26 protein-coding genes and 1 riboswitch are annotated in these 24,981 nt (G+C 60.2%); of the genes, 14 read left to right on the top strand and 12 right to left on the bottom strand.

The genetic code is table 11. The annotated features are described in order from the left end of the window. The first annotated feature begins 67 nt into the window (after positions 1 to 67). Complete coding sequence (locus tag C8D92_RS03220; protein ID WP_095612020.1) at positions 68 to 1,720, top strand: electron transfer flavoprotein-ubiquinone oxidoreductase; 1,653 nt, start codon at positions 68 to 70, stop codon at positions 1,718 to 1,720. Positions 1,721 to 1,890: 170 nt separating this feature from the next. Here the strand turns inward: C8D92_RS03220 and C8D92_RS03215 are convergent, their stop codons facing one another. From C8D92_RS03215 to C8D92_RS03200, 4 genes are all read right to left on the bottom strand, one after another. After that, the gene (locus tag C8D92_RS03215) at positions 1,891 to 3,264 is read right to left on the bottom strand and encodes an SLC5/6 family protein (RefSeq protein ID WP_116918386.1); all 1,374 of its coding nucleotides are present in this window, start codon (positions 3,262 to 3,264) and stop codon (positions 1,891 to 1,893) included. After that, positions 3,254 to 3,365: riboswitch (TPP riboswitch) on the bottom strand. Its footprint overlaps the gene before it by 11 nt. Before the next feature lie 38 nt (positions 3,366 to 3,403). Next, complete coding sequence (locus C8D92_RS03210; protein WP_095612009.1) at positions 3,404 to 4,147, bottom strand: substrate-binding periplasmic protein; 744 nt, start codon at positions 4,145 to 4,147, stop codon at positions 3,404 to 3,406. A 128-nt stretch (positions 4,148 to 4,275) separates the two neighbouring features. Further along, a complete protein-coding gene (locus C8D92_RS03205) occupies positions 4,276 to 4,524 on the bottom strand; it encodes a 5'-nucleotidase (protein ID WP_228151282.1) in 249 nt (82 codons plus the stop codon). Positions 4,525 to 4,563: 39 nt separating this feature from the next. Then, positions 4,564 to 5,202 (bottom strand): SDR family oxidoreductase, encoded by a 639-nt coding sequence (locus C8D92_RS03200; RefSeq protein ID WP_095612011.1) that lies wholly within the window; start codon positions 5,200 to 5,202, stop codon positions 4,564 to 4,566. Between the two features lie 223 nt (positions 5,203 to 5,425). Between C8D92_RS03200 and C8D92_RS03195 the strand changes: the two genes are divergently transcribed. After that, entirely contained in the window at positions 5,426 to 6,526 is a 1,101-nt protein-coding gene (locus tag C8D92_RS03195) for a mechanosensitive ion channel family protein (RefSeq protein ID WP_423837063.1), read from the top strand. Positions 6,527 to 6,556: 30 nt separating this feature from the next. On the opposite strand, the gene C8D92_RS03190 is transcribed toward C8D92_RS03195, so the two are convergent. Together C8D92_RS03190 and C8D92_RS03185 are read right to left on the bottom strand one after the other, a co-directional pair. Then, on the bottom strand, positions 6,557 to 7,018 hold the full coding sequence (locus C8D92_RS03190) for an FKBP-type peptidyl-prolyl cis-trans isomerase (protein ID WP_095612012.1): 462 nt from the start codon (positions 7,016 to 7,018) through the stop codon (positions 6,557 to 6,559). Between the two features lie 225 nt (positions 7,019 to 7,243). Next, on the bottom strand, positions 7,244 to 7,816 hold the full coding sequence (locus tag C8D92_RS03185) for a DUF1285 domain-containing protein (RefSeq protein WP_095612013.1): 573 nt from the start codon (positions 7,814 to 7,816) through the stop codon (positions 7,244 to 7,246). 133 nt (positions 7,817 to 7,949) lie between these two features. Here C8D92_RS03185 and C8D92_RS03180 point away from each other — a divergent pair, with 133 nt between their 5' ends. After that, a complete protein-coding gene (locus C8D92_RS03180; protein WP_095612014.1) occupies positions 7,950 to 9,080 on the top strand; it encodes an aminotransferase class V-fold PLP-dependent enzyme in 1,131 nt (376 codons plus the stop codon). A 24-nt stretch (positions 9,081 to 9,104) separates the two neighbouring features. On the opposite strand, the gene C8D92_RS03175 is transcribed toward C8D92_RS03180, so the two are convergent. Genes C8D92_RS03175 through C8D92_RS03160 form a run of 4 tightly spaced genes read right to left on the bottom strand, consistent with a single transcriptional unit; the run spans position 9,105 to position 12,344 of the window. Further along, positions 9,105 to 9,557, bottom strand: a complete 453-nt coding sequence (locus C8D92_RS03175) for a SixA phosphatase family protein (protein ID WP_095612015.1) — start codon at positions 9,555 to 9,557, stop codon at positions 9,105 to 9,107. Positions 9,558 to 9,575: 18 nt separating this feature from the next. After that, positions 9,576 to 10,658: an NAD(P)H-dependent glycerol-3-phosphate dehydrogenase gene (locus C8D92_RS03170; protein ID WP_095612016.1), complete on the bottom strand. Its 1,083-nt coding sequence runs from the start codon at positions 10,656 to 10,658 to the stop codon at positions 9,576 to 9,578. 8 nt (positions 10,659 to 10,666) lie between these two features. Next, on the bottom strand, positions 10,667 to 11,155 hold the full coding sequence (locus tag C8D92_RS03165) for an STAS domain-containing protein (RefSeq protein ID WP_095612017.1): 489 nt from the start codon (positions 11,153 to 11,155) through the stop codon (positions 10,667 to 10,669). After that, the gene (locus tag C8D92_RS03160) at positions 11,148 to 12,344 is read right to left on the bottom strand and encodes a PP2C family protein-serine/threonine phosphatase (protein ID WP_095612018.1); all 1,197 of its coding nucleotides are present in this window, start codon (positions 12,342 to 12,344) and stop codon (positions 11,148 to 11,150) included. Before C8D92_RS03160 ends, C8D92_RS03165 begins: the two co-directional genes overlap by 8 nt. 202 nt (positions 12,345 to 12,546) lie before the next feature. On the opposite strand from C8D92_RS03160, the gene C8D92_RS03155 reads away from it, so the two are divergent. Beyond that, a complete protein-coding gene (locus tag C8D92_RS03155; protein ID WP_095612019.1) occupies positions 12,547 to 14,022 on the top strand; it encodes an HD domain-containing protein in 1,476 nt (491 codons plus the stop codon). 322 nt (positions 14,023 to 14,344) lie between these two features. Here the strand turns inward: C8D92_RS03155 and C8D92_RS03150 are convergent, their stop codons facing one another. Then, the gene (locus C8D92_RS03150; protein WP_095612344.1) at positions 14,345 to 15,316 is read right to left on the bottom strand and encodes an NAD(P)/FAD-dependent oxidoreductase; all 972 of its coding nucleotides are present in this window, start codon (positions 15,314 to 15,316) and stop codon (positions 14,345 to 14,347) included. Between the two features lie 162 nt (positions 15,317 to 15,478). Here C8D92_RS03150 and C8D92_RS03145 point away from each other — a divergent pair, with 162 nt between their 5' ends. From C8D92_RS03145 to C8D92_RS03100, 10 genes are all read left to right on the top strand, one after another. Continuing rightward, positions 15,479 to 16,441 carry an acyl-CoA desaturase gene (locus C8D92_RS03145; RefSeq protein WP_095612345.1) on the top strand — a complete coding sequence of 321 codons (963 nt, stop codon included), beginning with the start codon at positions 15,479 to 15,481 and terminating at the stop codon, positions 16,439 to 16,441. Next, entirely contained in the window at positions 16,438 to 16,869 is a 432-nt protein-coding gene (locus C8D92_RS03140; protein ID WP_095612346.1) for a nuclear transport factor 2 family protein, read from the top strand. Before C8D92_RS03145 ends, C8D92_RS03140 begins: the two co-directional genes overlap by 4 nt. Further along, positions 16,866 to 17,657 (top strand): SDR family NAD(P)-dependent oxidoreductase, encoded by a 792-nt coding sequence (locus tag C8D92_RS03135; protein ID WP_095612347.1) that lies wholly within the window; start codon positions 16,866 to 16,868, stop codon positions 17,655 to 17,657. The genes C8D92_RS03140 and C8D92_RS03135 overlap by 4 nt, the downstream gene beginning before the upstream one ends. Beyond that, positions 17,654 to 18,922: an NAD(P)/FAD-dependent oxidoreductase gene (locus C8D92_RS03130; protein ID WP_095612348.1), complete on the top strand. Its 1,269-nt coding sequence runs from the start codon at positions 17,654 to 17,656 to the stop codon at positions 18,920 to 18,922. Before C8D92_RS03135 ends, C8D92_RS03130 begins: the two co-directional genes overlap by 4 nt. Continuing rightward, on the top strand, positions 18,919 to 19,806 hold the full coding sequence (locus C8D92_RS03125) for a DUF1365 domain-containing protein (protein WP_228151314.1): 888 nt from the start codon (positions 18,919 to 18,921) through the stop codon (positions 19,804 to 19,806). The genes C8D92_RS03130 and C8D92_RS03125 overlap by 4 nt, the downstream gene beginning before the upstream one ends. After that, complete coding sequence (locus C8D92_RS03120) at positions 19,794 to 21,053, top strand: SAM-dependent methyltransferase (protein ID WP_095612349.1); 1,260 nt, start codon at positions 19,794 to 19,796, stop codon at positions 21,051 to 21,053. Before C8D92_RS03125 ends, C8D92_RS03120 begins: the two co-directional genes overlap by 13 nt. Beyond that, the gene (locus C8D92_RS03115; RefSeq protein WP_095612350.1) at positions 21,050 to 21,574 is read left to right on the top strand and encodes a DUF2878 domain-containing protein; all 525 of its coding nucleotides are present in this window, start codon (positions 21,050 to 21,052) and stop codon (positions 21,572 to 21,574) included. Before C8D92_RS03120 ends, C8D92_RS03115 begins: the two co-directional genes overlap by 4 nt. Then, on the top strand, positions 21,571 to 22,305 hold the full coding sequence (locus tag C8D92_RS03110) for a hypothetical protein (RefSeq protein ID WP_228151315.1): 735 nt from the start codon (positions 21,571 to 21,573) through the stop codon (positions 22,303 to 22,305). The genes C8D92_RS03115 and C8D92_RS03110 overlap by 4 nt, the downstream gene beginning before the upstream one ends. Before the next feature lie 136 nt (positions 22,306 to 22,441). Beyond that, positions 22,442 to 23,254, top strand: coding sequence for an exodeoxyribonuclease III (gene xthA, locus C8D92_RS03105; RefSeq protein WP_095612351.1), 813 nt, complete (start codon positions 22,442 to 22,444; stop codon positions 23,252 to 23,254). 190 nt (positions 23,255 to 23,444) lie between these two features. Continuing rightward, positions 23,445 to 24,071 (top strand): TetR/AcrR family transcriptional regulator, encoded by a 627-nt coding sequence (locus C8D92_RS03100; RefSeq protein WP_095612248.1) that lies wholly within the window; start codon positions 23,445 to 23,447, stop codon positions 24,069 to 24,071. Between the two features lie 156 nt (positions 24,072 to 24,227). On the opposite strand, the gene C8D92_RS03095 is transcribed toward C8D92_RS03100, so the two are convergent. After that, on the bottom strand, positions 24,228 to 24,650 hold the full coding sequence (locus C8D92_RS03095) for a phasin family protein (protein ID WP_095612249.1): 423 nt from the start codon (positions 24,648 to 24,650) through the stop codon (positions 24,228 to 24,230). Positions 24,651 to 24,981 lie beyond the last annotated feature (331 nt).

The following is a 24,981-nucleotide window of genomic DNA, read 5'->3' as shown; positions in this document are numbered from 1 at the left end:
GTCGTCGTGAGCCGCCTGTTTCGCTATCATGGCGGCCGAAACAATTATGAACCTTGAGGAGACCATTGTGGAACGCGAATCGATGGAATTTGATGTTCTGATCGTCGGCGCCGGCCCCGCCGGGCTTTCCGCAGCGTGCCGTATCATGCAGAAAGCACAGGAGTCCGGCGACGAACTGACCGTCTGCGTGGTCGAGAAAGGCTCGGAAGTCGGTGCCCACATCCTGGCCGGGACCGTATTCGAGCCGACCGCGCTCAATGAACTTTTCCCGGACTGGAAAGAGCGCGGCGCTCCTCTCAACACGCCGGTGACACGCGACGATATCTTCCTGCTTAAAGATCAGGAAAACGGTCGCAAGGTTCCGAATGCCTTTGTGCCGAAAAACATGCACAACCACGGCAACTACATCATCAGCCTGGGCAACCTGTGCCGCTGGCTTGCCGAGCAGGCCGAAGCGCTGGGCGTCGAAATCTACCCCGGCTTCCCTGCTGCGGAGACCATTATCGAGGAAGGCCAGGTCAAGGGCATCATCACAGGCGACATGGGTGTTGCCAGCGACGGCAGCGAGAAAGACGCTTACATGCCGGGCATGGAGCTACGCGCAAAGTACACGCTGTTCTCCGAAGGCTGTCGCGGTCATCTGGGCAAGCAGCTCATTAACGACTTCAACCTGGATGACGGCAAGGACCCGCAACACTACGGCATCGGCATCAAGGAGCTCTGGGACATCGATCCGGAGAAACACGAGCCGGGCCTGGTCATCCACACCACGGGCTGGCCCCTTAAGGAGAGCGGTACCACGGGCGGCTCGTTCCTGTACCACCTCGAGAACGGCCAGGTGTATGTGGGTCTGATTACGGACCTGTCGTACAGCAATCCACACGTCAGTCCGTTCGATGAGTTCCAGCGCCTCAAGTTGCATCCAGAAATCCGCAAGCACCTCGAAGGGGGCAAGCGGGTGTCCTACGGCGCCCGGGCCATCACCAAGGGTGGTTACAACAGCCTGCCCAAGATGACCTTCCCCGGCGGCCTGCTGCTGGGCTGTGATGCCGGCACGCTGAACAGCTCCAAGATCAAGGGCTCCCACACTGCCATGAAGTCCGGCATCCTGGGCGGCGAGTCCGTCTACGACGCCATCAAGGCGGGTCGCGAGGGTGAGGAGCTGACCGACTACACCGAGCGCTTCGAGAACAGCTGGCTCTACAAGGAGCTGTTCGATGAGCGCAACTTCGGCCCGGCCATGCACAAGTTTGGCAACTTCGTTGGTGGTGGTATCGCGTTCCTGGAGCAGAACATCCTGCGCCGGAGCCTGCCGTTCACATTCCACGACACCACGCCGGACTATGCCACACTCAAGCCGGCTTCCGAGGCGAAGAAGATCGACTATCCGAAGCCGGACAACACGCTGACGTTCGACAAGCTGTCGTCGGTGTTCCTCTCGAACACCAACCACGAAGAAGACCAACCGGTTCATCTCAAACTGAGCGATCCAGACATTCCTCTGGAGCAGAACCTGCCGAAGTTCAACGAACCGGCACAGCGGTACTGCCCGGCCGGCGTTTACGAGGTGGTCGAAAAGGACGATGGCAGTGGCAAGGCATTCCAGATCAATGCCCAGAACTGCGTTCACTGCAAGACCTGCGACATCAAGGACCCGGCCCAGAACATCACCTGGGTCACGCCGGAAGGCGGGGGTGGGCCGAACTACCCGAACATGTGATCGGCACCACCGACACAAAGGCAAATAGAAACGGCTCCCGCGGGAGCCGTTTTTTTTATGCAAACAACCGATTGAAACGACCGCAGATTGCGGCTTGGCGCAGGAAGCCCAACACAGCACATCGCCCGCCATCCAATCCAGCGGATGCCGGAGGTGTCGGTCGTCCTGGATCAGCCCAACCTGGGACGGGATGCGACGGTTATTAAGAGTGTGACAGCCCCGGACGCCAGCAACGCCCCCGCAAACGGCGCCAGCGTCGGCGCTCCGCCGGGAAAGCTGGCGATGAGCAACGCTTCAGCGAGACTCCCGGTCATTACCCAGTTTGGGAGAATCGCCCCAAGCAGACCCGCCAACGCACCGCCCAGTGCGGCAACCGTCGTGACACGGGGCCAGAGCCCCATCAGGACAGGGATGATGGCGGTCGCGCACAACAGATCCGCAATCAGGAACAGCCGCAGCACCGAAGCCCCCTGCAACGCGACGAGAACGACCGGAATCATCAAAGCCACGGTTATCCAGCGCGCCACGGGCAGGGTCAGACCGTCCTTTTCCGCCACGGCCAGCGACGCGATACCGTTCTGGAGGGTGTCGACCGAAGAGGCCACCAGCGTCACGGCCAGAACCAGGGCGACCGCCCCCAGCCATTGAGGTGCCTCGCTCAGCAGCGCAAAGAATGGAATGGGAGGCTGGCCCAGATTGAGTCCCGCCATGGCCGCGCTCATGCCAAGGGCACCCACCACCGCCACCACGACGATTGTGGTACCACCGCCGAGAATCGCGCCGCGCCAGAGCGCGCCATTATCCCGTGCGGCCCAGACCCGCTGCCAGTACCCCTGATGGAACAGGTTGGCCGCCGTGACTGCCAGCACCAGCGTGACGGCAACACTGACGGCACTCCAGAACGGTATGCCAGGCATTTCCGCAGAATCCGCCGTTGTGGGCAGGTGCTTCCAGTCCACGAAAAGGACCGCCGCCAGAAGCGCCATGAGCAGCAAAGCCTGCCAGCGGTCGGTCGCGAGGCTTGCGCGCAACCCGCCCCAGGTGGTGTACAGGAGGGTCGTCAGGGCGACCGCGATGACCACGACCTGCCCGTTCAGGTCGGACAGGAGCCCGGTGATCGAGCCGATGGCCGTGAGCTCCGCGGCAAGGAAGCACAGCATATAGAGCACAGACACCAGAGACACCCACCGCCGTACTCCGGGACCAAAGCGGGCGTCGGCAAACTCACTGATACTGCGGCCTTCCGGTAGGCGTTTTCGGATCAAAGGCCCGAGCGCCGCAAAGACGATAAACGGCAACGCCGCCCCAAACGCGTAGCCCGCTAACGCAACGGGGCCGACGAAGGCGCCGACTTCCGGCGGCGCAAACAGAATCCAGGCCCCCATTCCAGAGGCGAGAAATGACAGGCCAATGGTGCCAGCCCCCTGGCTGTTGCGGGCGGTCATGTAGTCGTCAATGCCGTTGGCCGTCTTTCGGGCTCGCAAGCCCAGCCAACCAAAGAGGCACAATGCCGCCACGATGGCGGCAAGGTGGGTCATCATCATGTCGCACTTCCTCCGCCGGTATGGACCGGTTCAGGTTCCAGGGTCTGTCAGAGACACTCTCAGCCCCGGCACGGACAGTCGGGACTCCCCTGGCGACGATTGGATCGGATCAGCACCGCTCGTACGGTCCTGATCCGCATTAAAGGCCGTAAGATCGAGTGATGGTCTCCTTCTCGCCGGACTGTACCAGCCTCTGGTAGCCCTCACGCAAGGCCTTCAGGATTACCGGGTCCGTGTCCTTGTGAACGGCAAGATACATGGGGGTTTCCCGGAATACCAGTACCCGCTTGAGGTCGGTCACATCCGAGGCATCCGCCGCCAGGTAGGGACCAGCCAGACCGTCCGCCACCCAGAGGTCAATCTGATCCTGCACCAGCCGCTGGGCATTCAGCCCGTTGTTGCTGATCGCCGATACATCAAACCCCTTATCCGCCAGGTAGCCGGTCATGACGTCACCCCGGTAACCGCCGATCTGATAGTCCCGCGCATCCTGAAGATTTTCCAGCTCAATGGACGACCCGGGTTTTGCGAAGAGGGTCCATTCAATGGTCGAAAGCGGGCCGATCCACTTAAAGAACGGCTTGCGTTCCTCCGTTTTGGACACGCAATAGATGCCGTGATTCGGGTGCTGTTTCGTTCGTTTCAGCCCATAGCTCAGATCACGCAGCTTAATGCTGTACTCAAGATCGGTACCATCAAGCAGTGCTTTCATCACGTCCGTACACAGGCCTGTGACGTCTCTGGCCTTGTGGGCAAAGGGCTGGCCATTCGTCGTCATATTGTACGGCGGATACTGTTCAGTATAGATCCGCAGCTTTTCGGTAGCCGTAGCGCACCCCGCCATCAGGAACAGGGTCAGTAGCAGACCGGATTTGCGCAGCATGATTGCACTCCATTCAAAGAACCATGTCGAATTGAGGGCCGGAATGGTACTGAACGGATATTCAATACGACAGACCGGCGGTCGATTCGGTTACATATTCACAACACTCAGAACGAGTGGTACGGAATTCAGGGTATATTGGCAATGCCAAACGGTATATGGGCCATTGGGATACCCGCTGCATGGGCGGTCAGGTGGGTCCGCTGATCGTCAAAACACATGGGAGGCTGGAGCACCTGGAGAATGCGCTCCTTGCGCATCCCGCCAAGAAAGAAGGTTTCACTGGCGCTGACGCCCCACTGCTCCAGCCTATTGATCGCGCGCTCATGGGACGGGCGCTCCAGATCGAAGAGCGCGCTGGAAGCGACCCCAATCACGAGCTTCTGTTCAATGGGGAAACGGCATGGCGGTATCGGTTACTCCCCAAGCGCCTCTTCCAGCCCCTCATGTCCCTGATAGAGCTCGTAGATCTGATGAATCGTGTGCTCACGCTCGAGGCAGTAGACGATCGCATCGGCCGTGTCCTCCCTGGTGATCACCTGCTCATCCTTCGCCTCGGGGCGCTGGGTCCGGAACCGACCCGTGGCCGGCTCATCCAGCAGCCGACCCGGGCGCAGGATGGTGTAATCGAGGATGCTGGTGGTCAGATAGTGGTCCGCCATGTGTTTGGCAACACAGTAGGGCTTGATCGCCTCAGGACCGAAGTCGGGGTTGGCGGCGCCGCGGGAGCTGACCATAACGTACCGTCTGATGCCCTTATCGACGGCGGCGTTGATCGTTTTCGCGGCGCCCCAGGCGTCCACAAGCAGGGTCTTATCCAGCCCCGTTTTCGGGCCGGAACCGGCTGTGAAGACCAGCGCATCGCAATCATCCAGGGTCGATTCAAAGTCGCCCTCCAGGTCCCCCGTCACAACCTCAGCCCCCAGGGCCGAGAGCGCCCGCTCCTGTTCGGTATTGCGCACCATCGCCCGAACCGGATGACCCCGCTCAACCAGGCGCTTGACCAGCTTCTGCCCGATTTGTCCGTTGGCACCGATAACCAGTGTCTTGCTCATTCTGACTCCTTTGTTCGCATGCTCACTCACTCTGGGTGAGGTGGTAACGCCGTTGCACTCAAACGACGGTGCCACAAGCGGCGTCCACCGTCACGCCGATCCCGCCGAAGCCCGATGCGTTTCGTCGTACCGGACAGCAGCAACACTTTCCGGCCTGGTGGGCTGTTTCTTGGGGACATGCTATCTACACTGACTCTGACATTCATTATCCAGGGTATGACGCATGGACACCCTCTCGGGCGACCTCATGGACTGGCTGACACCCACGCTGCTGGCATTCGCTGCCGTTGCGGTCACAGTACTGGTTTATCACATCCTTCTGCGCATTGTGCGTCGACTGACCCGCTCAAAGGCCATCGGTCGCATGTTTCTCGACTCGGCGGCCAAACCCCTCGGCGTGTCACTCTGCCTCATGGTACTCCACGGGGTTCTGAGAGCGGTGCCCCAAGACCTCCCAATGCTGGGCCTGTTTCTGCACATCGCGACACCGCTGCTGATTCTCTCGCTAACCTGGGCTGCTGTGCGGTGCACGGCCGCGATCGGTGACGTGATCGTGACCCTCAACCCGGTCCAGGAGGGTGAATGGCGCCGTGCTCGCAAGGTCGAGACCCAGACCCGTTTTCTGGTTCGGGGACTCAATGTTCTGATCGTGATCATTGGCCTAGGTTCCGCACTGATGACGTTCAATTCCGTCCAGCAGTTGGGTACGAGCCTGCTGGCCTCCGCCGGTATCGGCGGCATCATCCTCGGGTTCGCCGCCCGTCCGGTTCTGGGAAACCTTCTCGCGGGGATGCAGATCGCTTTGACACAGCCTTTCCGGATCGACGATGTGCTCAACGTCCAGGGAGAGTGGTGTTGGGTGGAAGAGGTGACGGCAACCTACGTCGTTTTACGGGTCTGGGACCTGAGACGACTGGTCATGCCGCTGCAGTGGTTCATCGAAAATCCGTTCCAGAATTGGTCCCGGAATAATGCCGATATGCTCGGTACTGTGTTCCTTTGGGTGGACTACGCCATGCCCATCGAGCCTCTGCGCGACGAGTTCAGCCGTCTGCTGCGCACAACGGAACTCTGGGATGGTCAATTGGAGCGCGTTCAGGTGACGGACTCCGATGAGCGCGCGATGCAGGTACGCTTCCTGATGAGTGCGCAGGACTCAAGTCGGAGCTGGGATCTGAGATGCCTGATCCGCGAAGGGATGGTCACATTTGTTCAACGGTATCATGCCGATTGCCTGCCCAGGCTGAGGGCCCAGGTGGTCGGCCGGACTGAGGACGACGCCAATGGTTTTCCAGGCGCCAACAAGAAGGGCCTCACTGAGTGAGGCCCCTCGGTCACAAAAGCCTGGCGCCGTTCAGTGAACGTGGCCGTGCTCCTGCTCTTCATCGGTCGCTTCCCGAGTTTCGACGACTTCCACGTCGAAATTCAGGTTCTGACCCGCCAGCGGATGGTTGGCGTCAATGGTCACTTCCTCTTCGCCAACTTCCACGACACGAACGATCTGCGGACCGCCCGGAGTCTGGGCCTGGAACTGCATACCCGGCTCGATCTGATCGACGCCTTCGAATGCAGAGCGCGGAACCGGCTGGACCAGTTCTTCGTTGACTTCGCCATAGCCCTCTTCCGGCGTGACGGCCACATTGACCTTGTCACCCGCGTCCTTGTCGTTCAGGGCGTTTTCCAGGCCACCGATGATGTTCTGGGCGCCTTCAACGTAGGAAAGCGGCTCGCGGCCCTCTTCGCGAGACGAGTCGAGCTGCTCACCCTGATCGTTCGTCAGGGTGTAATGGATGGTTACAACGCGAGGTTGAGCCATGAAATCTCCTTGCATGTCGCAATGACTGTGAGTTTTTGAAAGGGCTCGAAAGTGGTCATGAACAGCCGGACTGCACAGAGGGACTGACGACCCCGCATCCTCGTTTGCCAGGCGCTGCCTGTCAGCGATTCAGGTCTCCACACACTAACAAACGTGAACGAGCGCGTTCCACCAGACTTTGTAACGAGGGGACCTGATTTCAACCCCACCGCCCAATGATTTTCTTCAGACCGGGTCATCATCCAGCGGAAAGAACATTCGGTCGCTCCACACCCCAAGTCGAGTCAGGCCGTCACGATCTTCCTCTACGGCGAGCCCGGCAAGGTCATAGAACGCATTGGTCACCAGTCGCGCATCCACGCCGTGCGTCACACGCACGACCGGGCGCGGCTCATCGCTGTTCGGATAATGACTGACAGACAGCGGGTGGTCCGGACCGACCACCAGCGTTTCGCCGGTGTTCAGCGTCAGCGTGAGTGTCTGATCCCGGTCGTTGCCTGTGGCCGACACCGAATGGGCGAGCAACGCCGTGTCCTCGACCTGAAGCCGCCATTTTTCGACCGGTGTCACCAGGTAGTACGCCCCGTCGTGCTCGCGGCGAAGAATCGACGCAAACAGCTTGACCAGCCCCTGGCGCTCGATCGGCCGCCCCTGGTAAACCCACTGGCCGCTGCGTTTGATCACAATGTCGATCTCGCCGGACAACTCGGGATGCCACTGATGAATCGGCGGTCGGCCATCGAAACTCCGACGGGCCTCTTCAATCTGCTCGGCAATGCGTTTGGTGTTATCGGTCATCAATTCTGACTGCCCTGTTGCGCTGCGGCCCGCCTCTGCGCCTGTTGCAGCAGAAACCTGTTGGCCGCTGTTATGATGCCTTTATTGTGGCGTTCACAGCGCCGATTTCAATCACGGCAAAGGAATCATCGTCATGGAACTGGAGCGGGAGTTTCCCCAGGACCCGGATCTGGCCTATCTCAACCATGCGGCCGTCGCCCCCTGGCCCGAGCGGGCCGCCGAGCGGGTTGCCGCCTTTGCCCGGGAGAACGCCACCCAGGGCGCCAGCGCCTATCCCCGGTGGCTGACGGTCGAGCAGTCCCTGCGCCGCAACCTGGCCGCCCTGCTGAATGCCCCCTCCGTCGAGGACATTGCCCTGGTGAAAAATACCTCAGAGGCCCTGTCGTTCGTGGCACAGGGCCTTGACTGGAAGGCCGGCGACGAGATCGTCACAACCGATCAGGAGTTTCCCTCCAACCGAATCGTCTGGGAAGCGCTGGCCGATCGGGGCGTGGCGGTCCGGACCGTCCCCATGACGCCGGCGGAAGGCGCAGAACAGCGTCTGGCGGAGGCCATGACGGAGCGGACACGCCTGCTGGCCGTGAGTTCGGTTCAGTACGGGACCGGGCTCACACTGGATCTGTACAAACTCGGTGCGCAGTGCCGCGAGCGCGGTATTCTCTTCTGTGTCGATGCCATCCAGAGCCTCGGCGCCCAGCCGCTGGACGTTCAGGGTATGGCCATCGATTTCACCATGGCAGACGGGCACAAATGGCTGCTCGGGCCCGAAGGGCTCGGCGTGTTCTATGTGCGCCCTGATCTGCGGGATCGGCTCCGCGTCATTGAGCATGGCTGGCACATGGTGGCCAACCGGGGCGACTTCGATCAGAAGGACTGGACACTGTCACCGGACGCTACCCGTTTCGAGTGTGGCAGCCCCAATCTCCTTGCCGCCCATGCTCTGGAGGCCAGTACCGGCTTGCTGCTGGAGGTGGGAATGAGCGCCGTACAACAGGCCATCGACGAGCGGATACAGTGGCTGGCAGCGGAGTTGCACAAGCGCCCCGGAGTGAACCTGATCACCAGCATGGCTCCCGGTCGTCGCTCCGGTATCCTGACGTTCCGGATGGACGGACAGGACTCACAACGTCTCTATCGCGCCCTGATGGATCAACATGTGATCTGTGCCGGTCGTGGTGGCGGCGTGCGGTTCTCACCGCATTTCTACACACCCTGGGCTTCTCTGGAGCTGGCACTCAAACGGCTCGACGAGTTGATTACCTGAGAATCAACATCTTATCGCATCTTTTTAAGGTAGAAACTGTGCCCGGAGATCCCCACATCCAGGCCCGACCACGGGCAGATCAATCACCACCGCCTGACCGGTCATGAACGGGATGCCGTTGCGGTGCGCATCCACCATCAGTGTCGACAGCGCCCCAACGAACGGCATATGCGAGACAATCAATACTGCCTCCGGAAGATTCCCGGTCAGTAACGCATCCAGGCACTCACCCGGGTCATCGTCGGGCCGGAGAAAGGCCTTTTCCTGTACCGGCACATTGAGGGCCTCAGAAACCAAAGCCGCCGTTTGTTGCGCCCGGACCAGCGGGCTGCTCCAGATGACCTCCGGGCGCCAGCGGGACTCGGCGATATCACGGGCGACCCGGCCGGAGGCGAGCCGTCCGGCGTCGGTCAGCTCCCGATCATGATCCCGGCTGTGCCAGCCGGCCTCGCCATGTCGCATAATGAGCAGATGCACGGCACGCCCCCGTTCCGCTTACTGAGCCACCGTTCGTGGCAGGATGAACTCAACGTCAGAGTTCTGCACCGCCATCATCAGGCCATTGATTACGGCGCTGATCGACGCATTGCCGTACAGAATGTCATACAGGCCCCGAACCAGCGGCATGTAGACGCCCACATCGTCTGCCTTTTCCTTGACCAGCAACAACGTGTGCACCCCTTCGGCGACCTGGCCAATTTCGGCAGCCGCTTCATCCAGCGCGCGGCCTTTCCCAACCGCGTATCCGATACGGAAGTTACGGCTGCGGGATGACGTACAGGTGACAATCAAATCCCCAATGCCCGCCAGCCCCATGAAGGTCATCGGGTTGGCACCCAGGCTGACGGCAAACCGGCTCATTTCGGCCAGGCTGCGGGTGATCAGCATGGATTTGGCGTTTTCGCCGAGGTCCATCGCGGCCGCCATCCCCGCCACAATCGCATAGATGTTCTTGAGGGCGCCGGCCAGTTCAACGCCGTACACATCCACATTTGCGTAGACGCGGAAGTACTCACAACCGAGAAGACACTGCACGGTGCGCCGGACATCCGGGTCCTTGGCGGCAATGACCGTCGCCGTCAGGTCTCGGTTAACGATTTCCCCAGCTAGGTTCGGACCGCTCAGAACGCCGGTCCGGCAACGGGGAATCTCTTCCTGCAGAATCTCACTCATCAACCGGAAGCCATCACGCTCAATGCCTTTGGTCAGGCTGACCACCGCCTGATCGGCTTCAAAGTCTTCGGCGTGCTCGCGGATCACCGACCGAAACGCCTTACTCGGAATCGCCACAAAGACCGCCTCGGCACCGCGGATCGCCGCGGCCAGATCGGTGGTTGGGTCAATGTTGCCCTCGAGCTTGACATCCGGCATGTAGCGGTCGTTGACGCCTTTGTCACGCACATCGCGGGCCTGAGCCTCATCACGCATCCAGAAGCGCACACAATGGCCGTTTTCCGCCAGCACCTTGGTCATGGCGGTGCCAAAGCTGCCGCCACCAAGAACGGCGACGTTACGGCATTCGGACGTGTCCTTGCGGTCGGTTGGGCTGGGTTTGGGGGTTGTTCTTTCTTGTGTCATGCGGTGTCTCAGGGTTCTTCGCACTCCAACGCCCTGACGAGATTCCGGAACTCTTCCCGGTTCCGGTTATTCAGCCCCATCAGGACGCGATGCGCATCCAGGACTTTGTCCCGCACCTGTTGTTCACTGGCCCGCAGCACGGGAATCTCCTCCAGTTCCTCAATCCGGGACGCCGGTTCACGCACAATGATAAATATGCGGTCGAATCCCATTGAAGTAATAATGCGGGTGATGTCCGGGTTGGTGGAAATCAGGGTGGGCAGGAAATGACTGCGCTTTTCAGCCGCCATGGCAATCTTCGCCAGCAGGCCCAGGGTGGTACTATCGATCACGTCGGTTTCGGTCAGATCGATCATGACCGTCTTGAACTCGGGATTGTTGGTGATGGTTTCCACCAGATTATCCAGAGTCGAGCACAGGTTGAGACGGATCTCGCCAATGAACTTCAGGACGTAAACGCCCTGTTGCTCGGCTTGCAGAATCTTGTAGTCAGGCATTTTGGTTCGCTACGACATCATCCGTCACTGTCACGATCGCGATATCGTCCGGTAGTTCGGAAATCGCCTCGAGACCAAGAGCCTCGCTCAAGGCGCCGATAGTGTGACGACCCGTTGATACGAGTTCAAGTAACCGCTGTTCCTTCTCATCCAGGCTTTTCGCCGGAATGACCTCCAGAATGCCGTCAGAGAAGAGGATTAACCGGAAACGGCCCTCTAAGGGCACCGTATAGACCTGCCAGTCGGGTTTTTCAAACAGGCCGATCGGTAGACCCGAGCCTTCCAGAAACCGACAGTGTCCCTGATCATCCGCCAGGATCGGCATGGGAAAGTGGGCCCCGACGGCGTAGGTCAACGTTCTGTCCCGTTTGGACACGATGCCGGCAAACACCGTGAGGTGTTTTCCGAGGCCCGTATCCAGCAACTCTGAATTGATGCGTTCAAGAAACCGGTCCGGATACAGGATATCGTCGCTGGACTGACGTCGCAGATTACGCTGAAGCCGGTTGGTCAGGTTTTTCAGGAGCACCGTCACAAAGGCGGAGCTGGCCCCATGCCCGGAAACATCCGCGATGTATACCAGCGTCTGGTCATCGTTCAGGGGAAAGTAATCGAGGAAGTCGCCGGACAGGAAAAGCGACGGTTTGATCATGTGGTCCAGAGCCAGCCAGTCCAGGTCCCGGTGCTCATCGGGCAGCATTTTCATCTGGACTTTGCGCCCGGCACGCTGGTCCGCCTGAAGCTCATTGATGCCGTTACGAAGATCCCGGTTGGCCTCCTCAAGCTCCTGGCGGTATACGTGATTGAGTCGCCCGACCCGCACCCTGTCCAGCAGCCGGGACAGCACATCATCCATCGCCGCTTTATCACGGTAGGGTTTCATCAGATAATCCGACGCCCCGGCCCGCAGGCCTTCCACGACCTCACCGGCCGTGCTCGCGGCGTGGCACATAATCACCGGCACGACACGCTCTTCCACTTTCAAGCGGTCCACAAGTTCCCGGACCTGATCATTCCCCAGATCGGCAAAAATCGCATCCGGTGGCTGATCCTCGAACAACGGCCGCGCCTGGCCAGTGTCGCTGTAACTGCTCACATAGAAGCCGCGCGACTCGAGAAACCGGTCCAGTTCCTGTCGCGCACGCTCGTCCGAATCGATTATCAATATCCGCTCGATGCGGGAACTCATTCAATCGCCCTGCCTTGACAACCACGCCAACCAACACCATCTGGCATGCCGATAAAGCATCGAATCAACAGTGGGGCCCCGGGGGCGGATTCAACACTTCATCAGGTATTCTGGCATGGTGTCATGGTATAAGGAACCGCGATACCTCACCGGGGCACCGGTCACATCCTGAATCACCCGACAACGCGGAGCACAACCGACGATGAGACGAGCGATTGATGACCTGCTGGGCGCCTACGACAAACTGATCATGGACCCGGTCCACGGCGGCATTCCGTTGTTCCGTCACGAAATACAGGTGATCGACCACCCGCTCTACCAGCGACTGCGCAACATCTGCCAGAACGACATTCTGAGTCTGGTCTTCCCCGGCGCCACCCATTCGCGGTTTCTGCACAGCATCGGTGTCATGCACGTCGGTACCCGGATGTTCCGCTCGATGGTCAACGCCTACCTGCGGGAACGGCAACTGAGCAGCGAGGTGTCGATGACCCTCGAGCAGCTCGACGCCATCGACTACCTGGCGAAGACCATCCGCCTGGCCTGCCTGCTGCATGACAGCGGTCACTCCAGCTTCTCCCATCAGTTCACGCAGACACGCCGGATACAGGAGTTGATGGCCCGTCCGGATCGTTTTCAGGATCTTTGGAAAAACATCGACTTCCGTCAGTTTTTTGAGAACGTACCTGAATCACTCGAACACGAGCATTATTCCGTGCGGGTGGCCTACGATGTCCTGAAAGCCGTCGACCTGGAAGACGCCGGCCTGAACATGGAAGACGTTCTGGGCATCATGGAGACCACATCCGTCCAGCCTTCGGACGCCTTCTGTCGTCATGCTGAAACCTTCTGGTCTTTCATTGCCGGTCGCGATGCCGAGACCGGTGCCCTTGGGGAGACGTCGACACCGCGTCTGGTGATGGATCTGCTTTCCTCGATCGTTTCCGGTGAGATTGATGCGGACCGGGCCGACTACATGCTCCGGGACGGCTTCCACTCGTCCGTTACCATCGGCGGTTTCAATCTCGACCACCTGCTCAGCAACCTGCGGTTTGGATGGGACGTGGAAGAGCCCTGGCTCGGGCTGGCCGTGACCCAGAAAGGCCTCGGCGCGCTGGAAGATTTCGTCTACAGCCGCCACCAGATGTACCGCAAGGTATACGCACACAAGACGGCCCTCGGGTTTGACTGGTTACTCCGCAAGGCGATCGATGAAGTCCTCGAAGACCCGGACACGTTCGAATGGGTGGACCTGTGCCTGAGTGATATGACGCACTTCACGGAGCTGACGGACAGTTTCTTCTGGGAGGCGTTCAGGCGAAAGGCCCGCCAGTCCCGACACAGCTTTTCACGCTGTATCGTGGATCGCGTCCGACTCAGACACATCGACACGCGCGAGGATCTGAGCGCGCAGGAGCAGGAAGATCACCGTCTCTATCTCGCCGATGCGTTGGGGGAGGCGCCGGACAATGTCGTGACCTGCACCATGCGCACCAAATTCTCCAACATCCGCGATCACTTCGACGGGATCAAGGTCCTGCAACGGGAACCGGTCACCCGACGCCGGACGCCCCGCCGAATCACCGACGTGAGCGCGTTTTTCACCAAGTTCGGGGACGGCACGATCACCCATTTCTACCGTCTGCCGCCAGAAGCGCCGGGTGTGGATCCGGAATAACGTGCCAGGGGCGTTCCGTAAGGCAACGTCGACGGATATTCAGAGGGTGTTGCCAAACCAATGTGGCCGATGTCTCCAACTTCGGAGTCGCCCGCCAGGGCGACCGATCTCTGTTCGCAAACACGGTGCCTGGGACCGGCTGGCGGTCATTGCCTACGCTGCATTTGATGGTCGTCCCTGACGCCAAATGCGACCGCGACATCCCTGTCGCTCCTCCGGCAATGACCACCAGCCGATCCCGATCAGACAACGGAGTAACCGCTGGGCGGCGCCTTTGACAACACCCTCAAAATGTTCGGCTACGTTGGATTCGCGATGCGCCTTACCCGTTGGTCGCTGTCTTCAGGATTCGATCAACCAGCGCACTCGCACTGGCCCACGCCCCTTCAACCCGGCCGGAAGACAGCCAGTCACCGCAAACCCCGATCCCGTGATCGTCAAACCATTTGTACAGCGGCCCGTCGTCCCGGGCCGTTTCCCGGGCGTAAAGCCAGCGGTGCGCCAGAACCTCATCCGGCACCCCGCGGAAACCCGTCTTTTCGGTGAATGCCTCCAGCAACGTTTCGATCACAGTGTCCGGATCGCTCGCCCGGTTCGCCTCCGACCATTCGGCGCGCCCGTGAAGAACCCACCACTCCCCTGCTTCATCCCGGTCGGGTTTACTGGAATTGTTGGCAGCCCACTGGAGCGCATGGTGCTGTGTCGACATACCATCCATCCCTAGGCCTGTCGGCACCGGGAAGTGCACGCCAACCGCCCAGCACGGTGCCAGCGGGCGCTCATGGAAGACGGGATCGTCCGCCAGCCACAGGTTGCTCTCGGACAGCAACCCGCGGGCCTGTTCCGGCGGTGCCGTGACCAGAACCGCATCAAAATCGCCCTGCTGCTCGCCATCCGGGCCGATCAGGCACCAGGCACCGTCCTTGCGCCGGACAATCGAGTGAATCCGGGTCTCAAAACAACAGTCCAGCCCCTGCGACAACGCTCTCGATATCGCCGTCATCCGCGGCATTCCCACCCAACGTTCGGCCTCATGGAACGACTCCCAGTGCCCGTCCGGGCGTTCATAGGACAGACGGGCCTGCCATGCCCCGTACTGGCCCGGACCGGTATGGTGGTCAAGGAACGCACGAAAACCGGGGTCGCGGACTGTGAAGTACTGGGCACCGATATCCAGGCTCCCACCGTCAACCCGCTTCGATGCCAGGCGACCGCCCGGACCGCGGCTTTTTTCGAAAACGGTCACCGCCACGCCGCGGTCACGGAGCATCAGGCCGGCCGTCAGACCCGCCATACCTGAACCGATGACGGCAACCCGTCGTAAAATTCCGCTAAGATCACGAGAAATGGTCATAATAGTGATGCATCCAGTCAGTTGAGCGATCCGTACCGATCACCGGACAGGCCCAAAGCGGGCCCGCCCCGATTACGTATGACACCGAGGACTTTATTTCCCATGACTCGAGTACAGACCTGGTTTGTCAGCATATTGCGGTGGTTCGATACCGAAGCACAGTCGGATCACCTCGATAGCGACAGCCGATCGTTCAATATCCTGCGGGTGCTGCCGTTCATCGCGCTTCACGTGCTCTGCCTGTTGGCCATTTTCACCGGCGCCAGCTCATTCGCCATCGGGTTCGCGGTTGCCTTCTTCTTCCTCCGGATGTTCGCAATCACGGGCTTCTACCACCGGTACTTCGCCCATCGGACATTCCGGACCGGTCGGGCCTGGCAGTTCGTTTTCGCCGTTTTGGGGTGCAGCGCCGCTCAACGCGGTCCTCTGTGGTGGGCAGCCCATCACCGCCACCATCACCAGTATTCGGACACGCCGGATGATCTTCACTCGCCGAAACAGGGCGGCTTCTGGTGGTCCCATGTCGGCTGGTTCACCTGTGACGCCGGCTTCCAGACCCAGGAACACCGGGTGCGGGATTGGGCACGGTTTCCCGAGTTGCGGTTCCTGAACCGCTTTGATTCGCTCGTGCCGCTCTCGTGTATTGCCCTTTTCTATGCGTTGGGCGAGGCCCTGGCGGCCTGGGCACCCGGGCTTGGTACCACAGGGCCGCAACTGGTGGTTTGGGGCTTTTTCATCTCGACCGTCGCGCTATTCCACGCCACCGTGTCGATCAACTCCCTGGCGCATGTCTGGGGGTCTCGACGGTTTGATACCGAAGACGACAGCCGGAATAACTTCTGGCTGGCGCTGATCACGCTGGGAGAAGGCTGGCACAACAATCACCATCGCTGGCCCCGGTCAGCCCGTCAGGGATTCCGCTGGTATGAAGTGGACATGACCTACTACCTGCTCGCCGGTCTTGAGAAACTCGGTGTGATCCACGACCTTAACCCGGTACCGGAGTCGATCCGGCAGGAAACGCTGGAGCGCGACCGCCAACGTCAGGGGAGAACCACGGCATGAACCAGAACGCTGATTGCCTTGAGCGATTCTGTTGGTTATTCAACTCGATGTCATCGGACACCAAAGGGGATCTGGCGTCCGTCTACGGGCCGGACGTCGTATTCACCGATCCCTTCACCACACTATCAGGCCGTGAAGAGCTGGCAACGTACTTCGAAGGGGCGTACGCGAATGTCATCCAGTGCCGGTTCACATTCGAAGAGACGATCCGATCCGGAACCACGGCATGCGTGAGTTGGACCATGCATCTGCAGCATCGCCGCATCCGAGGGGGTGAGCCGATTGCCGTGGATGGCATGAGCTGGCTCACGATTGACAATGACCGCATCGTCCGCCACCGGGATTACTTCGATGCGGGCCAGCTTCTTTATGAGAATGTGCCCGTGCTCGGTGCGGCCGTTCGTTGGCTGAGGAAACACGCAGCATGACACAGTGGCTTTCACAACCGACGACGATCTGGCTCACTGGCGCGTCTTCCGGCATAGGCGACAGCCTGGCCCGGGCACTGCTCGCCGACGGGCATCATCTGATCGCCACCAGCCGGAGACGCGAAACGCTCGAAGCTCTTGGCCAGGGGCCGTCCGGTAAAGTGACCGTCGCGCCGGCCGATACAACCAGCCGGGACGACCTTGCACGGATCCAGGACACGCTTGACCGCCAGCATCCGGTCCAAATGGCCATTCTCAACGCGGGCACCTGCGAGTACCTGGATGTGCGCCGCTTTGATGCGGACATCATCGAAAACAACGTTCGCACCAACTTGTTGGGGACCGCCTACAGTGTCGAGACCGTCCTTCCGGCGCTCCGGGCGGCCCGGGACGAGGGGCTCCCTGCCAGACTGGTCATCGTCAGTTCGTCCGCCTGGTGGTTCCCGTTTGCCCGTGCGGAGGGTTATGGTGCGTCCAAGGCCGGCCTGACGTATTTCGCCGAATCGCTGCGTGCGGATCTGGCGGCCGAAGGCATCGGCGTCACCGTCGTCTCACCCGGCTTTGTGAAAACACCGCTGACAGACCAGAATGACTTCCCCATGCCATTCCTCATTGAGGCCGATGACGCCGCCCAACGTATCGTGAAGGGGCTCCGTCAGGGACGGAACCGTATCGACTTCCCGAAGCCGTTCACGGTCACGCTCAAATTACTGAGGTTACTCCCCCGGCGGTGGGCGGACGCCCTGGCGGCCCGTATGGCCCGGTCCGAAGACGGGGCGTCGTCATGACGAGCCCCAAGCGGATTGCCGTGATCGGGACCGGTGTCTCCGGACTGACGGCCGGCTGGCTCCTGACGGGGCACCACGACGTCACCCTGTTTGAAGCGGGCGACACCGCCGGCGGTCATACCAATACCGAAACGGTCGAGCTGGGCGGGCGGTCCTGGCCGGTGAATACCGGGTTCATCGTCTATAACGACTGGACTTACCCGAACTTCATACGGCTGATGGACCGCCTTGGCGTGGCGTCCGAGGAAAGCGTCATGAGTTTCAGTGTCGACGATGCCTGCACCGGGTTACAGTACAACGGCACCAGCCTGAACACGCTGTTTGCCCAACGGGGCAACCTGGTCAATCCCCGATTTCTGAACATGGTTCGCGAAATCCTGCGCTTTAACCGGGAAACCCGCCAAGACCTCGAGGCAGGCCGCATCCGGGATTCTGAAACCATTGGCGAGTACCTGAACCGAAACGGCTACTCCCGCTATTTTCGCGATTTCTACATCGTCCCGATGGGGGCCGCGATCTGGTCGGCGCCGGAGATGGTGCTGGAGCAATTCCCGGTGCGTTTCTTTCTCCAGTTCTTTAATAACCATGGCATGCTATCGGTGGACGATCGGCCCACCTGGCGGGTGATCAGTGGCGGCTCAGAGCGCTACATCGACCGGATGATGGATCGTATTGGGGATCGGCTGCATCTCAACACGCCCGTCCGGCAGGTGGATCGACACCCTGACCGGGTGGTCGTCCGAACGGACGACGATGAGGCCACGTTCGATGAGGTCGTTTTCGCCTGCCACAGCGATCAGGCGCTAGCGCTGCTCTCGGACCCGACCGACGATGAGCGGTCGATTCTGGGGGCGATTCCCTATCAGGACAACGATGTGGTTCTTCATACGGATGACTCGGTGCTGCCTTCCAATCGGCGGGCGTGGGCCGCCTGGAACTATTTCATCCCCGATCATGGCACCCAGCCGGTCTCGGTCACCTACAACATGAACATTTTGCAGAATTTTCAGGATGCGCCGGAGACGTTCTGTGTGACGCTCAACCGTAACCATGATGTCGACCCGGCGCGGGTTATCCAGCGTTATCAGTATGCGCACCCGCTGTTCACGTTGGAAGCCGTCGACGCGCAGGGGCGTTACGAGCGGATCGGAAACCGAAACCGGACACACTTCTGCGGTGCCTACTGGTTCAATGGATTCCATGAAGACGGTGTTAGAAGCGCCTTACGCGTGACCGACGCCTTTGGGATTGGTATTGATTCATGAGCGGGCTGAAGAGTCAGTGGCTTCACGGGCGCATCCGGCATCGGCGGTTCACTCCGGTGCATCACGGGTTCGACTATCACACCGGCATGTTCGCCATTGACCTGTCAGAGTGGGCAACCATTCCGCGCCTGAGTCGCCTCCTGTCTCTTGAACGCTTCAACTGGCTGTCTCTTCGCCGGGCGGATTACTTCCGCCCGGACAATCCCGATCTGGATGCCGCTGTCCGGGATCAGGTCGAACAGGCAACCGGCTGGAGACCGGATGGGGCCATTCAGCTCATCACTCACCCCCGCTACCTGGGCGCGATTTTCAACCCGGTGAGCTTCTACTGCTGCTACACGCGCCATGACAGACCAGGAGATGGTTCTGTACCAAGGGTGATTGCCTCTGAGATCACCAACACTCCCTGGGGCGAGCGGCACCTTTACTGCCTTGAGGGCGGGCCGGTTCACGAGAGCGACTCGGGCTGGCGGAGCTGCCAGTATCGTTTCAGCAAACGCTTCCACGTCTCCCCATTCAACGACATGGCCCAGGACTACCAATGGGTGTTCGCCTTCAAGCCAGGGGCCATCCATATCCACATGAACGTGTATCAGGACGGCTTCAAACAGTTTGACGCGACCCTGTCCCTTGATCGAGAGCCGCTCACCCGGCGGGCGCTTCACCGGCATCTGCGTCGATTCCCCGCAGAGACTTTAAAGGTCGCCGCCGGCATCTACTGGCATGCCCTTCGACTTAAACTGAAAGGCGCCCTCTTTCGTACTCATCCAGACAAGCGCGCGGCGTCCGATGCCGCCTACCGGCAGGGGTCCGACGATCAGGGCTGTGCCGTTCACGACGAATCATCATCCGTTACAGGCAGAGTCACATCATGGAGAAACTGAACACCGCCGCCGTTCCAGAACGATCATCGCTCACCAATGACTGGGCACGCCGCCTGGTTTTCAGTCAGTTCGAGCGCCTCAGTCACGGGCGCCTGACCGTCCGTGAAGGCGGTCGGCCCGATGCCGTGTTCGGCGATGATGGCCTTGCCTGGCCGGAAGCGGAGCTGACAATCCATGACGCGTCCGCCTGGAGGGATATCCTCACCGGCGGCAGCATCGGTGCCGCGGAGGCGTATGTGGCGGGGGACTGGAGCACGCCGGATCTGACGGCATTGTTGCGGTTCTTTACGCGGAATGTGGACCAGATGAATGCTTTCGAGGACCGGTTCAGCTGGGTAACCAAGCCCACCCTCAAGGCCCTGCACTGGATGAACCGGAACAGTCGGAGCGGTTCGCGCAAGAACATTGAGGCGCATTACGACCTTGGAAACGCGCTGTTCGAGACGTTTCTCGATCCGCAGATGATGTACTCCTCGGCCATTTACCCCAGCGCGGACGCCAGTCTCGACGAGGCCGCCGTATTCAAGCTCGACCGCATCTGCAGGAAGCTCGATCTGCAGCCTGGCGATTCGGTGGTGGAGATTGGCACCGGCTGGGGCGGCTTTGCGTTGCATGCCGCCCGCCACTACGGCTGTCATGTCACGACCACTACCATCTCACGCGAACAGTTTGATCGCGCACGCGCCCGGATTGAGGAAGAAGGACTGGGAGACCGCGTCACCCTGCTCTTTGATGATTACCGGGATCTGACAGGGCAGTTCGACAAGCTGGTATCGATCGAGATGATCGAGGCAGTCGGCCCGCAATTCCTCGATAGTTACTTCCGTCAGATCAGTCACCTGCTCAAACCGGATGGCCTGGCACTGGTCCAGGCGATCAACATGCCGGAGCAACGCTACCAGCGGGCGCTGAAGAATGTGGACTTCATCCAGCGGTTCATCTTCCCTGGCAGTTTCATTCCGTCATTCGGTGCCATGCTGGACGCCGTCCGGACCGGAACCGATCTGACCTTGACGCACTCCGAGGATGTTGGTTTTCACTACGCGCGAACCCTGCGGGACTGGCGTGACCGCTTCGTCGCCAACCGGGACCGGATTCGGGGGCTCGGGTACGACGAGGCCTTCCTGCGACTCTGGACGTTCTATTTCTGTTACTGCGAAGCCGGATTCTCGGAGCGCGCAATCGGCGTCTCCCAGATCGTGTTCGCCAAACCGTTCAATCAGCAGGACACCATTCTGACGCCATGATTCACCACTCCGGCGCCCGCAACGCCTTCAATTTCATTATTTTCCAGATCGGCTGGCTGCTGTGCGTGATATATCCGGGCTGGTTATCGACGGCCGTGGCCTTCGCTATCGTCGGGGTGCATCTGGTTGTCGTCAGTCAGCATCGCACACGCGAGCTGGAGTTCATTCTGATGGGAACCCTCATCGGTTCACTGGTTGATGGCCTCTGGTTCCAGTTGGGATTCCTGAGCCAGCCTGGCCCTGTGCCGTTGTGGGTGCCCGCCTGGCTGATTGGTCTCTGGGCGGTGTTCATGACCACGCTTGCCCATTCGCTGGCCTGGATGGGATCCCGGCGGTGGCTGCCCTTCGCGCTGGCACCAATCGCCGGACCCTTCGCCTATTGGAGCGCGACCCGCATCGGTCCCGTCGCATTCCCAGATCTGATTCCGAGCCTCATTGCTCTCGCCATCGGCTGGGGGACTGTGTTCCCCGCGCTGATGGCGCTCCGCCAACGCCGCTATCCGGAGCTGGTACCGTCATGATGATGCGTCAAGTGCTTCAAGGGGTCACCGCTGTCGTCGTCCTGCTTCCGGCCGGCCTCTGCGCCGCGGAATACACCTTCACCGGCACCGCCATGGTGGACGGCACCCCCACCTACACCGAATCCCACACCCTGCGTGGTGAATGCGGTGAGCGCTTCCGTCCCCGGCAGCATGAGGTGGTCTACCGCTCGACGACGGAAGACACCGTCATTGGCACCAAATCTTTGGCCTATGAAGAATCGCCACTGAGGCCATCGTTCGATTTTCGCCAGCCGCCGTTCGATGAGCGTATGCAATTGACCAATCGTGGTGACACCGACGCCAGAATTGACTGGCAGACACCCGCCGGCGAGACAGAAACGTTCGAGGTTGGGATCAATGACGACGTGGTCATCGATGCCGGCTTCGTCCATTTCATCCAGGCCAACTGGCAGTCACTGAACAGTGGCCGTAACGTCGACTTCCGCTTCATGGGCCCGACGCGGGGAGAACACTATGCGTTCGTTGCTGAACCGACCGACAGCGACGCGATCGACGCCCACCTGACGGTCCGTATCCGGCCCAGCGGAATGATTCTTCGTTGGCTGGTGGACCCCATCACGCTGGGCTTTGACCAGCAGGGCCGTCTGACGGATTACCTCGGACTCACGAACATCCGCCAGAGTGATGACAACAATTACGTCGCCCACATCCGCTACGGCACCAGCCGGCCACCCTGCCCGCTGATCTGACGGACACCGTGTCCGGTCGTTGGTGTCTCATCGCGAAGGAGCTTGCAGCGGCTGCCCGCAAGGCGGTGATCCGCCAGCGAAAACTCTCTGTGATAGACTCCGGTGCAATCACCCAGAAACAGGATGACGCGCGCCCATGATCCTTGTCTCCTTCAACGTCAACAGCATTCGCACCCGCCTCCATCAACTCCAGGCCGTGATTGATACCTATCAGCCGGATGTGATAGGCCTTCAGGAAACCAAGGTGACCGACGATCAGTTTCCGGTCGACGACATTCGGGCCATGGGATACGAGCCGCATTGCCACGGCCAGAAGACGCATTATGGCGTTGCGTTGCTGTCAAAAATCCCGGCGGACGGTGTGCAGAAGGGATACCCCTGGGATGACGAGGAGGCCCAGCGCCGACTGATCACCGCCCGCTACCCGGTCGGCGGTCAGACCGTGACCGTGATCAATGGCTATTTCCCCCAGGGCGAAAGTCGGGACCATCCGACCAAATTCCCCGCCAAGGAAACGTTCTACAAAGACCTGATGACGTTTCTGGAGCGCGAGACGAACCCGGACGACCCGGTCATCGTCATGGGGGATATGAACATCTCCCCGCAGGACATTGATATTGGTATCGGTGAGCAGAACCGCAAACGCTGGTTGCGGGATGGCAAGTGCAGCTTTCTGCCGGAGGAACGGGAATGGCTCACCTGGGTTGAGCAGTGGGGCCTGACGGACGTGTTCCGTAACCTCTATCCCGATGAAGACAACACCTTCAGCTGGTTTGACTACCGCAGCCGTGGCTTCGAACGGGACCCACGCCGAGGGCTTCGAATCGACCTGATCATGGCCAGCCGTGGGCTGCTGCCCAGGGCAAAAGCCGCTGGCGTGTCCTATGATATCCGGGCCATGGAACGCCCATCGGACCATTGCCCGATCTGGGCGGAATTTGATCTCTAGGAGTCTGCGCGGTAGAAATCGTGCCAGGCGAGATCGTCCCACTGCGAGGCCATTTTGACGGGCATCTGAGGCGCATAGTGGTTCTATGTAACGAAATCGAGCGCTCAAAAGGGACCGCAGTGGGGCGGTCGCAGCGGTGCGACTTTCTATCGCGCAGACTCCTAGAGTCCTGTTTGGGGCGGGGTAACCCATGAAGGTGAAAACCCGGGACCGAATCCTGGAGACCAGCCTGAGGCTGTTCAACGACATCGGCGAGCCAAACGTCACCACGCTGCTCATTTCCGAGGAGATGTCAATCAGCCCGGGCAACCTCTACTACCACTTCAAGAGCAAGGGTGACATCGTCACGGAGCTGTTCGGCCACTACCAGGGCGAAATGGACGATCTGCTGGACGTTCCGGAGGACGCCGTCATCAGCCTCGAACAAGTGGCCCTGTTCACACACCTGACGTTTGAGGCCATCGCCCGCTACCGCTTCCTTTATCAGGACCTGGTGAACGTGCTGTCCCGTCATACGGCGCTTCAGAAACGGTTTACCGGGATCATGGATCAGAAGATCCGGGCGTTTCGGACGATCATCGACAGTCTTCGGGCTCAGGGCGTCATGACGACGGACGACCAGACCCGGGACGCCCTCTGCCAGCAGATGGGCCTGACGCTTTGCTACTGGGTCAGTTACGAGATGCTTTCACACCTGAACACCCGGAACCGGATCGATCTGGGACAGGGGGTGTTTCAGGTTCTGACGCTGCTTACCCCCTACCTCACCGAGGATGGCCAGTTGCAGGTGCGGTTGTTGGCGGATGATTATTTGTAGAGGCTGCGACTTCTGACGCAAACCGTGTAGCCGAGCATTTTTGTTCGGACGAGCCGTCAGGCTCCAACAAAACAACCGGCCAGGCATATGCGATCGGCAGCCTTGCAGGCCGCTCCGAACATGAATGTTCGGCTGCATTGGAAAGGGAATGGCGGTTCACGAGTCCTGATTTTTCTTCAGCGCCTCAATCTCCGCCTCCAGCGTCGCAATACGCTCCTCCAGCGCCTCGATGTCCTCGCGGCGATGGATGCCAAGCCGACGCAAGGCACCGGAAACCCGCTGGTCGAACAGTCCCTCCAGGCGATCCCAGGTACCGGTCGCCCGGTCCTTTACCTCGCCGACGCGGCCTTCCACGTTCTTCACATGCCGCTCCACGACACCGCGGGTCTTGTTCTCCAACTCCTCGCCTTCATTCACCAGTCGATCAAAGAACTTGCCGGCGTCTTCCTCGGCCTTGGTGTACGCACCCAGACCCGCCAGCCAGATCTGACGAGCAGAATCCTTGATGCGCCCGGCCAACTGGGCGTCTTTGTCATGGTCAGCCCCGGAGGACGGTGTGTCTTTCTCATGATCGCTCATAACTTCCACTTCCACGGCCCTGATCGGCCGGATCGGTTCTGACAAGGCGGGACGCTCGTGGTACCGCTTCCTGGGGTCAGTATAACAAGACCGGCTTCGGGACGTGCATCCTCACCGGCTATATCAATAGCCATTCCTTATTCAAAATTCGTTTCAGAAAACGTACAGGAAGACTTGCAGTGTTCATATTCTGACCAATACTGAAAGTGATCGGTGTCCCCGCTGATACCGGTCTGTCTGGAAGTCTTTCATGGATACTACTCGCACGCATTGCCCGGCCTCCCGCGCCGGGCTTTTTTCAGCCCCATCCCTTAAGGAATTGACTAGGAGT

Origin of the sequence: Tamilnaduibacter salinus (assembly GCF_003096655.1) — a bacterium.
GTDB classification, from domain to species: Bacteria; Pseudomonadota; Gammaproteobacteria; order Pseudomonadales; family Oleiphilaceae; genus Tamilnaduibacter; species Tamilnaduibacter salinus.
This window is presented reverse-complemented; position numbering and strand designations above follow the sequence as displayed.

Excerpts from the sequence above, each read along its gene's own strand:
- C8D92_RS03125 (WP_228151314.1), top strand. The coding sequence starts at position 18,919 with ATGAGCGGGCTGAAGAGTCAGTGGCTTCACGGGCGCATCCGGCATCGG.
- C8D92_RS03210 (WP_095612009.1), bottom strand. The coding sequence starts at position 4,147 with ATGCTGCGCAAATCCGGTCTGCTACTGACCCTGTTCCTGATGGCGGGG.
- C8D92_RS03180 (WP_095612014.1), top strand. The coding sequence starts at position 7,950 with ATGGAACTGGAGCGGGAGTTTCCCCAGGACCCGGATCTGGCCTATCTC.
- C8D92_RS03130 (WP_095612348.1), top strand. The coding sequence starts at position 17,654 with ATGACGAGCCCCAAGCGGATTGCCGTGATCGGGACCGGTGTCTCCGGA.
- C8D92_RS03135 (WP_095612347.1), top strand. The coding sequence starts at position 16,866 with ATGACACAGTGGCTTTCACAACCGACGACGATCTGGCTCACTGGCGCG.
- C8D92_RS03150 (WP_095612344.1), bottom strand. The coding sequence starts at position 15,316 with ATGGCGGGTCTGACGGCCGGCCTGATGCTCCGTGACCGCGGCGTGGCG.
- C8D92_RS03200 (WP_095612011.1), bottom strand. The coding sequence starts at position 5,202 with ATGAGCAAGACACTGGTTATCGGTGCCAACGGACAAATCGGGCAGAAG.
- C8D92_RS03165 (WP_095612017.1), bottom strand. The coding sequence starts at position 11,155 with ATGCCTGACTACAAGATTCTGCAAGCCGAGCAACAGGGCGTTTACGTC.
- C8D92_RS03110 (WP_228151315.1), top strand. The coding sequence starts at position 21,571 with ATGATGATGCGTCAAGTGCTTCAAGGGGTCACCGCTGTCGTCGTCCTG.
- C8D92_RS03160 (WP_095612018.1), bottom strand. The coding sequence starts at position 12,344 with ATGAGTTCCCGCATCGAGCGGATATTGATAATCGATTCGGACGAGCGT.
- C8D92_RS03095 (WP_095612249.1), bottom strand. The coding sequence starts at position 24,650 with ATGAGCGATCATGAGAAAGACACACCGTCCTCCGGGGCTGACCATGAC.
- xthA (WP_095612351.1), top strand. The coding sequence starts at position 22,442 with ATGATCCTTGTCTCCTTCAACGTCAACAGCATTCGCACCCGCCTCCAT.
- C8D92_RS03170 (WP_095612016.1), bottom strand. The coding sequence starts at position 10,658 with ATGACACAAGAAAGAACAACCCCCAAACCCAGCCCAACCGACCGCAAG.
- C8D92_RS03120 (WP_095612349.1), top strand. The coding sequence starts at position 19,794 with ATGGAGAAACTGAACACCGCCGCCGTTCCAGAACGATCATCGCTCACC.
- C8D92_RS03195 (WP_423837063.1), top strand. The coding sequence starts at position 5,426 with ATGGACACCCTCTCGGGCGACCTCATGGACTGGCTGACACCCACGCTG.
- C8D92_RS03100 (WP_095612248.1), top strand. The coding sequence starts at position 23,445 with ATGAAGGTGAAAACCCGGGACCGAATCCTGGAGACCAGCCTGAGGCTG.
- C8D92_RS03145 (WP_095612345.1), top strand. The coding sequence starts at position 15,479 with ATGACTCGAGTACAGACCTGGTTTGTCAGCATATTGCGGTGGTTCGAT.
- C8D92_RS03185 (WP_095612013.1), bottom strand. The coding sequence starts at position 7,816 with ATGACCGATAACACCAAACGCATTGCCGAGCAGATTGAAGAGGCCCGT.
- C8D92_RS03190 (WP_095612012.1), bottom strand. The coding sequence starts at position 7,018 with ATGGCTCAACCTCGCGTTGTAACCATCCATTACACCCTGACGAACGAT.
- C8D92_RS03215 (WP_116918386.1), bottom strand. The coding sequence starts at position 3,264 with ATGATGATGACCCACCTTGCCGCCATCGTGGCGGCATTGTGCCTCTTT.
- C8D92_RS03115 (WP_095612350.1), top strand. The coding sequence starts at position 21,050 with ATGATTCACCACTCCGGCGCCCGCAACGCCTTCAATTTCATTATTTTC.
- C8D92_RS03140 (WP_095612346.1), top strand. The coding sequence starts at position 16,438 with ATGAACCAGAACGCTGATTGCCTTGAGCGATTCTGTTGGTTATTCAAC.
- C8D92_RS03155 (WP_095612019.1), top strand. The coding sequence starts at position 12,547 with ATGAGACGAGCGATTGATGACCTGCTGGGCGCCTACGACAAACTGATC.